Consider the following 9,635-nt stretch of genomic DNA (forward strand, 5'->3'; position numbering starts at 1 on the left):
GTCGAGTTCTTCCTTCTAGAAAAACCTTTAGCTTTGAGGAGTGCATCTAACTCTTTTTCCATCATAGCAATAGTTTTTTCTTTTACTATTTGTTTATTAACCAAGTTTCCACCTAATTTCTATAGGTTCTTCAATTATATACCTTTACTTGTCTAACTCCATGCTACTTCGATCAAATACTATTTAGAAACATTAGTCTTTATCTTTTTGGGGTGATACCAATATACTTAATCCTTCATCCTTTCCGTTGTCCCACATTTTCACCCACGGATAGGTATTCTCAGGCAAATGAAATGTTCTTTCTTCTTGTGGTTTGATATGCTCCATACTACACATAGTACCGTTAATCTTTGTTCCCGGATGAATACTTACATTTCTTCCAGTATCATTATAATATTTGAATTTCATCAGTTTTCACCTCTATTAATTTTATTTCAAGTTACTCATTATGAAATCCTTCAAGTTTATTTTTTTTTGATCCGTAAGAAAGACGCGTTATTAAACAAACGCGCCCGATAACGGAAATCTCAATTTCAAGATAAATTGCGGCTTTTCAAGCTTAATTTAAATCATATGTAACTAATTACGTCTTTCACATTATCAAGCTTTTTAATTCTTGGATCTATTGCATCTACTCCTATTCCAAAACCTTTCATATTCATGTTTATGGCTAAATCTATATCTGCTTTAGAATCACCGATCATAAAGGATTCATTTATATCTATATTAGAGTATTTGTTAATTGCTTTATGAATCATGCCAGTCTGGGGTTTAATACAGTTACAACCTTCATCCCTCCTATGAGGGCAATAAAATACATCGAGAATCTTGATTCCCTGAGAAGATAACCTCTCAATCATTAACTTGTTAATTTGCTCATACTGTTGCAATGTTATGTAACCTTCATTAATTAAATATTGATTGGTTATTATAATAATTTTATATCCTTGTTTTTGTACTTTTTGTAGTGTGTTAATAGAATTTGAAACAAATTCGGGAGTAGTTATACTTGACCATTTTTCGTCAGGATAATCTTCAATTATTGTTCCATCTCTATCAAAGAAAGCAACTTTTATTTTAACCATCTCCAACATTAAGAAGGGAAATATTCCATTAGTTCAGTACTATGGACGTAACCATTCTTTTTATAATAATTAATACTTTCATCGCTAGGCCATACTATAATGAATTCAAAGTTATTTTCCTTAACCCACTTATTAATTGTAGAAATTATCTTGCTTCCAATGCCCATATTTCTATACTGTTTAACAGTATATACATTTGTCATGAAAGCAAATGGATATGTTATTCTCCCAGGCCTTGGAACTTTTTGTATTAATTCTATGTAAATGTGAGATATTAGTTTTCCTTCCTCTTCCGCTACCCATATATACCACTCACCATTTTTCATCGCGTTCTCTAAAAAAGATCGACATTCTCTTTCAAAATCATTATATGAAGATTGTCTTTTACTATCATCGAACTCAATTGTATTATCCCACCTCATCCTTATTAGTTGATCAATGTCTTTTGATTCCGCTAGTCTTATATTCATTTATAATAACTCCTCCTCCATGTGTATATTTGCTTTTCTCATTTTAATACCAATTATTTCAAAACTATTCTTAAAACTCAATTTTTTACTACTAAAATAAAAAAACACGCTCAATGACGTGTTTAAAAGTATTTCGTATATAAATCATGTCTCATCTTACCACTAAGTTGTGCGTATAACTTGGTTGTTTCACTCTTCTCGTGACCAAGTAAGCTTTGAATAACTTCTACTGGAGCCCCATTATTAATCATGTGTGTTGCATAACTGTGTCGAAGTTGGTGGGGATGTATATTTTTATTGATACCTGCTCGGCAAGAGATCCGTTTAATAATGTATCGTATATTATCAATACTCATTCTCTTCCTCGGTCTTCTTTCTGTAATGAACAAGCAATCATACTCATCTTCACGTTCTTCTAAATATCTTTTTAACCACAGAGAGCAGCGAGTATTAAAGTACACTTCTCTTTCCTTGTCACCCTTACCATGAACAATGACAGAATTGGTAGCAAAGTTAATGTCATCTCGATTCAACTTTACGACCTCACCTATACGACATCCTGTAGAATAAAAGAACTCGAATAGCGCATTTTCCATAGAAGTATGGCAAGCTTCTCTCAAATGTTCTATCTCTAACTCTGATAAAAACTTTGGGATTCTTTTACCTATTTTAGGTTCTTTCAATTTTGTTGCTGGATCCATCTGTATGAATCCTTCTTCATATGTCCACTTAAATAGAGATCTAAGGCAACGTACTCTATGCCCCATACTGGATGGCTTCAGATGTTCACCTTCTTCAACCAAATAATTTTTTAATTGGTCAGTAGTAAGAGTATTCACCTCAACGTCCCCAAAATGACTCAGTAGTGTATTGTACTGGTAGCAATACGATTTCAATGTTAAAGGTGAATAACCTTCAATCTTTTTATCTAGTTGATATTTATGCCATACATCAGATAAAAGCATACTAATTCACTCCCCAAGGTTATAATCCAATTAATCTTGAATCTAGTATGACCTTGGAGAGTGTACTTAATACTTGCTTTATTCAATTATATAAGAATTAATACTTAATTGAACTCCCCATTAGACTGCATGTTCATGGACTTTCATAGTTCCACATAAGCGCCCTATTGCTGAAGACATGATTTCGAGATAATAGCAGTAAAGGATTAATTAATAGCCTATTATCCCAATTTAAAATATATTATTAAACTTCTTATACACTGCCCGAACACCTAATGGCCCAATTAATAATACCAGAATAAATAAGATCAAATTAGGTGGATTCTGATAATTTTCTCCATCTATTAAAATATACAAATTCCAAACTAACGCTCCAAAATAATATAATATTAAAAATATGTACAAACCCTTAGTAAATAAGTTTCTTTTATTCATATCCCCAAACATAAATTTTAGTAACTTCAAAACGAACACCTCTTTGTCAGCTAAGTTTACTATAGATTTTTCCATTTAACTTCTCAAGGTAACTGCATAGTTAGTATATCGACTAAAACAATTATTTTTCCAGCATCCTGTTAATATGACCCTATTTAAACAAACGCGCCCTTTAACTGAATACTTGAATTCAATATAATTATCAAAATGAACGTTTACCCTAACCAAATAGTTTAAATTCATTTTCACACATTTTAATCTTCTAAATCAGCGATATATAAAGGGAAATTGTCTGAAACTGATTTCTTCAAACATTCCATATGACAAAACATTTGTTGTTCCTGCTGAGTATCACTAGCCTTATCCCAATTAGATACTACTATAATTGAAGTAATATCTGGTTTTTTTGATATTATCCTCTTATCACAAAAACAACATTGATAGGAAGAATTATCATTCATAACATCACCACATTTCGTACTTCTCTTTTTAACTCAACTAGCCGTTAGTATAAGTACATTTTCTCACAACTAATTCAATTCTTATAACAAACAAATATCCAGTTAAACCTAGGTTATAATATATCAAGATAAATAAAAAACGGTCTTTCCTTACTCCAGAATTGCGCCCGTTTACTGATGACTTGAATTCGAGATAACTTTAACTTTATACATTTATTTTATATTGTTTCAACCATATGAGAGGTATCGTACTTATATAAAATTTCATAATAGTTAGTGTTTGCTTTTATCAAAGTTAAACTTGTTGAAGGTATTGGTGGAGTTGACCATAATTCTTTAAGTGGTGTCTTTTCTATGTAGTTCATTAAAAGGTTAAGTGCAATTGAATGGGATACGATGCAAATATCTTGAAAAGGATGTTGTTCCACTATTTCTTTAAAAATATTTACCATTCTTTCTTGTACTTTAACAAATGATTCAACTGAATTATTTGTAAAGAGGTGTGGAGTCTCCCAAAATGCCCTCCATTCTTCTGGAGATTCCTCCTTATTTTCTTCAAAAGTTTTACCTTCCCAATTACCAAAAGAAATTTCCCTTAATGAATCTAATTTTACTATTTCAAATGGCCTATCTCCCTTTATAATTTCAGCTGTATCAATTGCCCTTTTGCTTGTACTTGAATAAACAGCGTTCAAATGAATATCTGATAACCTCTCAGATAATTGGTGTGCTTGTTTAATGCCTTTGTCAGTTAGAGGAGAATCTTTCCAACCTTGCATTAGTTTATTTGTATTCCAAATAGTTTCTCCATGCCTTGTAAAGTAAATATTTGTACTCACTTCTCTTCCCCCTAAATAGCTAAAGATAAATATTACGTTATTGTATCGTTTATTTACATAATTTTCAATAAATGAGCATAAAAATGTTTTTCTATGATCAAAGGGGAAGTGAGAATATCTCTTATTCCAGTTTAGCGCCCGTTTACGGAAAACTCGATTTCAAGATAAATTGTGTTTTTCAAGCTTAATTTAAATCATATGTAACTAATTAAGTCTTTTAAATTATCAAGCTTTTTAATTCTTGGATCTGTTGCATCTACCCCTATTCCAAAACCTTTCATATTCAGGTTTATGGCTAAATTTATATCGGCTTTAGAATCACCAATCATAAAGGATTGATTTATATCTATATTAGAGTATTTGTTAATTGCTTTATAAATCATGCCAGTCCGAGGTTTAATACAATTACAGCCTTCATCTCTTCTATGAGGGCAATAAAATACATCGAGAACCTTGATTCCCTGAGAAGATAACCTTTCAATCATTAACTTGTTAATTTGCTCATACTGTTGCAATGTTATGTAACCTTCATTAATTAAATATTGATTGGTTATTATAATAATCTTATATCCTTTTTCTTGTACTTTTTGTAATGTGTTAATAGAATTTGAAACAAATTCGGGAGCAGTTATACTTGACCATTTTTCGTCAGGATAATCTTCAATTATTGTGCCATCTCTATCAAAGAAAGCAACTCTTATTTTAACCACCTCCAACAGTGTGTTAACCATAGACGCAACCATCTATTCAACTTTCGCGCTGTCTTATCAGGAAATCCAAAATGGGCATTGCCGGGAGGCCTTTAACTGAAGTACTTCCAACGTGTTCAACATCTAAAATCAACTGCCCTATACATCTACTTATAACTTGTTTTATTGAGTTAAATTGTTCGACCCACCTTTCATCGAAATCAACCACTTCTATAGCATAATGTGTCAATTGTAGTCCTCTCCTTTAAAATGTCCCTCTATTTTAACATAATTAACCAATTATATTGGAAAGAGAATTCTTCTGCCTTTACGTTTCCGAAGACACAAAAAAGACGCTAATTCTTATTAAAGAATCGCGCCCGAATCAGGAAGACTTGAATTCAAGATAAATATTAAATTCTCATAGTTATTACTGATCACTCAAATCATTTATTACTTATTATGAAACCTTTATTCTGTATGTTTAATAAAATAATCTTTTGTATTTTGATGTGTGAGCATTTCTAAAACTTTTTCTTTATCTTGAAATCTTAAATCACTGACTTCATTGTCAAACGGCTTAAGTTTGTTTGCATCACCTAAAAATTCCACAAGAAACATAGTTGTTTCCTGTCTTTCATATCCGATCTTCTTTTTGATCCCACTAGGAAACTCAAAAGAAATTTTTTCACTGAATTGTTTAATTAGTTTATATTTTTGTGAACCAGTTTCTTCTTTTAATTCACGTAATACTGATTCTTTCAAGTCAATGTCCTTCCGTTTCACACCACCTTTAATAAAGTCCCATTCTCCATTGATAGTTTCTTTACCCTCATTTGTATTGATTTTAGTTTTATGTATTATTAAAAATTGGTTACCTTGAAAGACAATTGCACCCACTGCTTTTCTAATCATTATTCAACATTTCTCTTTCCTTGCATTCATGTAAAAAGTCACCTTCCATAGCTATATTATATTCTCCTTCATTTAACTCAATTTTTGTAAGACTGGTACCATGGATAAACGGAGGCTCCCATAATCTTTCTAGGGGGTAATTCTTAAAAAAAGCTAGTAACGTCTTTATTACAACTGCATGAGTAACAATAAGTATATTGCCTGAAGTATATTTTTCTTGTATGTTGCATAAAAATTTCATTACTCTGTGCCTTAAATCATAGAAACTTTCGCCTTTATGTGATCTGTATAAATGTGGTGTATTCCAAAAAGAGTAATACTCTTCAGGGTACATATTCTCTATAAATGATATAGTATTGCCTTCCCAGTCTCCCATATTGATCTCTCTTAAATTATCATCAAGTAAGATTGGAATATCTCTATTCCCCTGAATTAGACTTGCTGTCATTTGTGTTCTATTACTGGGACTTGAGTAGATTGAAACAAAATCAACATCCTTAATTCTTTTTCCTAACGACACCGCATCCTTAACCCCATTATCTGTTAATTCGGAATCACTCCATCCCTGCATTCTTTTTTGTGTATTCCATACAGTCTCCCCGTGTCTTGTGATATAGAGAGTAAGCAATGTTATCATCTCCTACCGATATTTTGATACTTAATCTGATATAAATGCTTTATATTTCATCATCCACACATCCTGCTCTTTGGATAACGACACTTTTAGTAATATATACATATTTTAACATAATCACCCAACATTATTGGTAGAGTTATTTAAACCATTCCAACAAGTAAAAAAGACGCAAATTCCTTTTAAAGAATCGCGCCCGTTTGCTGAATTCTTGAATTCAAGATAATTATCAAAATTATATCTACCTACATAAATGAGGATGAATATATCTAAAACCGGTCAACCTATTTAATAGGTGATGTTATATGCAACTAATCAAAGACCTTCTTCCTTTATTCTTTTTCTTAACAGGCGGACTCATTTTCCTTTACTTAGTAATAACCAAATATACTGAAGAGGCACATCAAAAAGAAATAAAGAAAAATAAATGGATGAAAAAGGATTATTATAATTATGAAAATCCTATATTTTACCGTATAATGAGTAATTCATTTTGGATCGCAAAAGCTCTTCTTATTATTGCTTCCCTAATTCCAATTGTGATAGGAATTCTAATATTGTGGTCAATGTATCAGACATACTTCTAACACCATTTTTACAGGTAAAGCGTTATTAAATAATCCAAATAATAATCCCTATAATAGATAGTGACAAAAATATGGGAAATATACATCCCACACCAATGCATCCTTCAAGCAAGTTATCAATAAACGAACGAAATTTCCCTTTATTATTTTCACTATTACCTAGTTTAGGCATTATGTTCACCAGTCTTTTTTGTTCTATTGTTTCAATACCAGATCAATCTTATTCTGCTTGAGTAAAAGATCAATTAAGCTTACTTTTTTGATTCACTTCAATAATGTAGGGCACATTTTGTTTCAGATTCGCGCCCTTTTGCTGAAGAATTTATTTCGAGATATCTACAATTAGATCTTCAACTATAGCACCCTTGTTTAAGAAAAACTTAATTAGAATACACTACTTTCATATCGTTTAACTTTAAGGGTGGATAAGCATGAATGACTTTATCTGGTTAATTTTATTATTATCAATAAACTTCGGAGTGTTATTATTTCTAAACAAAAAGCACAAAAAAATGTTCCCAAATAATACATTTCAAAAGTCTTTGTTAAATATAATACTCTTCTTTTTCTTTTTGCTTTCAGGGATGGTCATTATAGCATCTACACTTGAAACGATTGATGTAATTAAAAATGACATGATATATAGAAGTGGTAATCCGTCTGCTGATATAATCCATAACCTTTATAACTTCTTTCAGAAACCATAATAACTGGTAGGAGGCATGAGCATAGATTGTATTAGGCATTTAATTTATGTATGAATTGGCAGTATGTTTTTGCATATTAAAACAGACCGCAAAATAAAAGTTTTGTATAAAACTATGCATATTTTGCCGGTCTGTTTATTACTGTTACTCTAGTTTAGCGCCCAAATCTGGAAGACTCGAATTCAAGACAATAAAGCTCTTATCCACCATTTGATAAGGATCGTACTAATAAAATCCCTGTAATAATATCCAATGCCATTTGTGACTCTCTAAATCTAAATGGTGCTACAAACCATGGTTTTCCCACCCCAAACCAAGCGAACCAATAATAATCAGGGATGAAAGCTAAGATCATTAAGAGCAATGTAGGAACAATAAGCCAATTGACTTTAAAGTGTCCTTTAAAAATTGCATTTAAGCTATACCATTCAACTAGAATCCCAATAAGCATTCCATAAACAGTTAATTTAATATAAGGAATAGGTGTAGTGTCCATTTTGTTAATTAGCTCTTGTATATTCCAATACATACCCGCTATTAGAAAAATGAGTAGGGCTACAACCCCAGTGGCTAGACCCTTAAAAACCCAGTTCTTAATTGGTTTCTCCCCCTTTTATGTAAGATCTATTTCTTATATCCAATTATTTCAAAACAAGAGTAAAGCATCAACACCTTATTCCAATATACACCTATATAAAAGACGCGTTATTAAACAAACGCGCCCAAAAGCTGAAGACTTGATTTCAAGATAATTTCTAAACCTTCGTGATCCTAACCGTTTTAAAAAGGTGAGGATTCAGTATGAGTTTTATCGTGCAGCTCTTTTATAAATTGAGCCCACTCACCAGAAGTGAAAACATATTCTCTATTTTGATTATAAGCCTGATTCCTACCTTTTTCTCCAATACCTGTTATTGTGCTTTCGGCGATATCAGTATATCTATTCATTAAATCTAAAACTTTTCTATAGGAATCTAAATCCTCCTTGTTTATTACCTTATTATTGATATGTTCTTTTTCCATAGATCTGTACTGGACCATAAAATGATCACCATTTTCGTTTATAATCTTTAAAAACTTATAATTTTCTAGATCAACTTCGTCTAAATACATATTTAAAGATTTTAACTCTTGTAGTTCTCTAACTGAAGTACCGAAATTTAAATACAACTGATGTGATTCAATCTTATTTATACTTTTGTTCTTTATTATTTTATTAAGTATCGCTTTATTTTCAAAGCTGCTGTCCACTATAACAGCAACTCTATTGGCAACTTGATTCCCTAAATAATCATCATAGGAATTTTTATTTGAAACAATTATTACATTAAAAGTAATACTCACCAAAAGACATATAAAAAGTACTATCAACAATATCTTTTTCATATATACTCCTTCATTAATCTTTATTTAAGATCTTATATTTCAGTTGAGTCATAAAATTAAGTTCAATATATTTCTTTGGATTTCCTTCTTAGTCTATAAAACCAAATAAAAAGACACGTTATTCTATAAACGCGCCCTCGTATATTATTATTAGTCAGATTTGTTCTGGCTTTTAATCCTCATTACCTTTTTAGGAAGGTATAATGAGGTTAAATCAGATAGAGGTTGTCGCTCTGCGCCCTTGAAGCATTGTCTTCGTGCTTAAGACTGACACCTCTTTCTTTATAGAACTATTCGTATGAGCTGGATGGTACCTAGTTGCCGTATATCGAACGAGGTTGAGTATCTATAAAGTTAAGAGGATTCCTTACATCTGATTAATCTTATATGGGTGGTATATCTATGATTTATCTTGGTATTGATATTGGAAAGCGTCATCATGAGGCCGGACTGATCAATGAT

General features: G+C 31.3%; 13 protein-coding genes. 1 reads left to right on the top strand and 12 read right to left on the bottom strand.

What is annotated here, in order from left to right; translation table 11 throughout:
• Positions 1 to 192 precede the first annotated feature (192 nt).
• The 10 genes from H514_RS0114905 to H514_RS0114955 form a co-directional block, all read right to left on the bottom strand.
• The gene (locus H514_RS0114905; RefSeq protein ID WP_027447680.1) at positions 193 to 408 is read right to left on the bottom strand and encodes a hypothetical protein; all 216 of its coding nucleotides are present in this window, start codon (positions 406 to 408) and stop codon (positions 193 to 195) included.
• A gap of 161 nt (positions 409 to 569) precedes the next feature.
• The gene (locus H514_RS0114910; RefSeq protein WP_233422678.1) at positions 570 to 1,094 is read right to left on the bottom strand and encodes a D-glycero-alpha-D-manno-heptose-1,7-bisphosphate 7-phosphatase; all 525 of its coding nucleotides are present in this window, start codon (positions 1,092 to 1,094) and stop codon (positions 570 to 572) included.
• A complete protein-coding gene (locus H514_RS0114915; RefSeq protein ID WP_027447682.1) occupies positions 1,094 to 1,555 on the bottom strand; it encodes a GNAT family N-acetyltransferase in 462 nt (153 codons plus the stop codon). The genes H514_RS0114910 and H514_RS0114915 overlap by 1 nt, the downstream gene beginning before the upstream one ends.
• A 122-nt stretch (positions 1,556 to 1,677) precedes the next feature.
• Positions 1,678 to 2,520, bottom strand: a complete 843-nt coding sequence (gene xerA, locus H514_RS0114920) for a site-specific tyrosine recombinase/integron integrase (RefSeq protein ID WP_027447683.1) — start codon at positions 2,518 to 2,520, stop codon at positions 1,678 to 1,680.
• Positions 2,521 to 3,209: 689 nt separating this feature from the next.
• A complete protein-coding gene (locus tag H514_RS24735) occupies positions 3,210 to 3,416 on the bottom strand; it encodes a hypothetical protein (protein ID WP_027447685.1) in 207 nt (68 codons plus the stop codon).
• A 218-nt stretch (positions 3,417 to 3,634) separates the two neighbouring features.
• Positions 3,635 to 4,255 carry a histidine phosphatase family protein gene (locus H514_RS0114935; protein ID WP_027447686.1) on the bottom strand — a complete coding sequence of 207 codons (621 nt, stop codon included), beginning with the start codon at positions 4,253 to 4,255 and terminating at the stop codon, positions 3,635 to 3,637.
• A gap of 194 nt (positions 4,256 to 4,449) precedes the next feature.
• Complete coding sequence (locus tag H514_RS0114940) at positions 4,450 to 4,986, bottom strand: D-glycero-alpha-D-manno-heptose-1,7-bisphosphate 7-phosphatase (RefSeq protein ID WP_231566655.1); 537 nt, start codon at positions 4,984 to 4,986, stop codon at positions 4,450 to 4,452.
• A gap of 16 nt (positions 4,987 to 5,002) precedes the next feature.
• The gene (locus H514_RS23185; protein ID WP_231566657.1) at positions 5,003 to 5,173 is read right to left on the bottom strand and encodes a GrpB family protein; all 171 of its coding nucleotides are present in this window, start codon (positions 5,171 to 5,173) and stop codon (positions 5,003 to 5,005) included.
• A 242-nt stretch (positions 5,174 to 5,415) separates the two neighbouring features.
• Positions 5,416 to 5,859 carry an NUDIX domain-containing protein gene (locus tag H514_RS0114950; RefSeq protein ID WP_027447688.1) on the bottom strand — a complete coding sequence of 148 codons (444 nt, stop codon included), beginning with the start codon at positions 5,857 to 5,859 and terminating at the stop codon, positions 5,416 to 5,418.
• Positions 5,852 to 6,487 (bottom strand): histidine phosphatase family protein, encoded by a 636-nt coding sequence (locus tag H514_RS0114955; RefSeq protein WP_027447689.1) that lies wholly within the window; start codon positions 6,485 to 6,487, stop codon positions 5,852 to 5,854. Before H514_RS0114955 ends, H514_RS0114950 begins: the two co-directional genes overlap by 8 nt.
• Positions 6,488 to 6,798: 311 nt before the next feature.
• Here H514_RS0114955 and H514_RS0114960 point away from each other — a divergent pair, with 311 nt between their 5' ends.
• Positions 6,799 to 7,080 carry a hypothetical protein gene (locus H514_RS0114960; protein WP_027447690.1) on the top strand — a complete coding sequence of 94 codons (282 nt, stop codon included), beginning with the start codon at positions 6,799 to 6,801 and terminating at the stop codon, positions 7,078 to 7,080.
• Positions 7,081 to 7,986: 906 nt separating this feature from the next.
• Here H514_RS0114960 and H514_RS0114970 read toward each other — a convergent pair.
• Positions 7,987 to 8,316, bottom strand: a complete 330-nt coding sequence (locus H514_RS0114970) for a hypothetical protein (RefSeq protein WP_027447692.1) — start codon at positions 8,314 to 8,316, stop codon at positions 7,987 to 7,989.
• Between the two features lie 251 nt (positions 8,317 to 8,567).
• The gene (locus tag H514_RS0114975) at positions 8,568 to 9,173 is read right to left on the bottom strand and encodes a hypothetical protein (protein WP_027447693.1); all 606 of its coding nucleotides are present in this window, start codon (positions 9,171 to 9,173) and stop codon (positions 8,568 to 8,570) included.
• Positions 9,174 to 9,635: the final 462 nt, after the last annotated feature.

The organism is Pontibacillus marinus BH030004 = DSM 16465, from assembly GCF_000425225.1.
Taxonomy (GTDB): domain Bacteria; phylum Bacillota; class Bacilli; order Bacillales; family BH030062; genus Pontibacillus; species Pontibacillus marinus.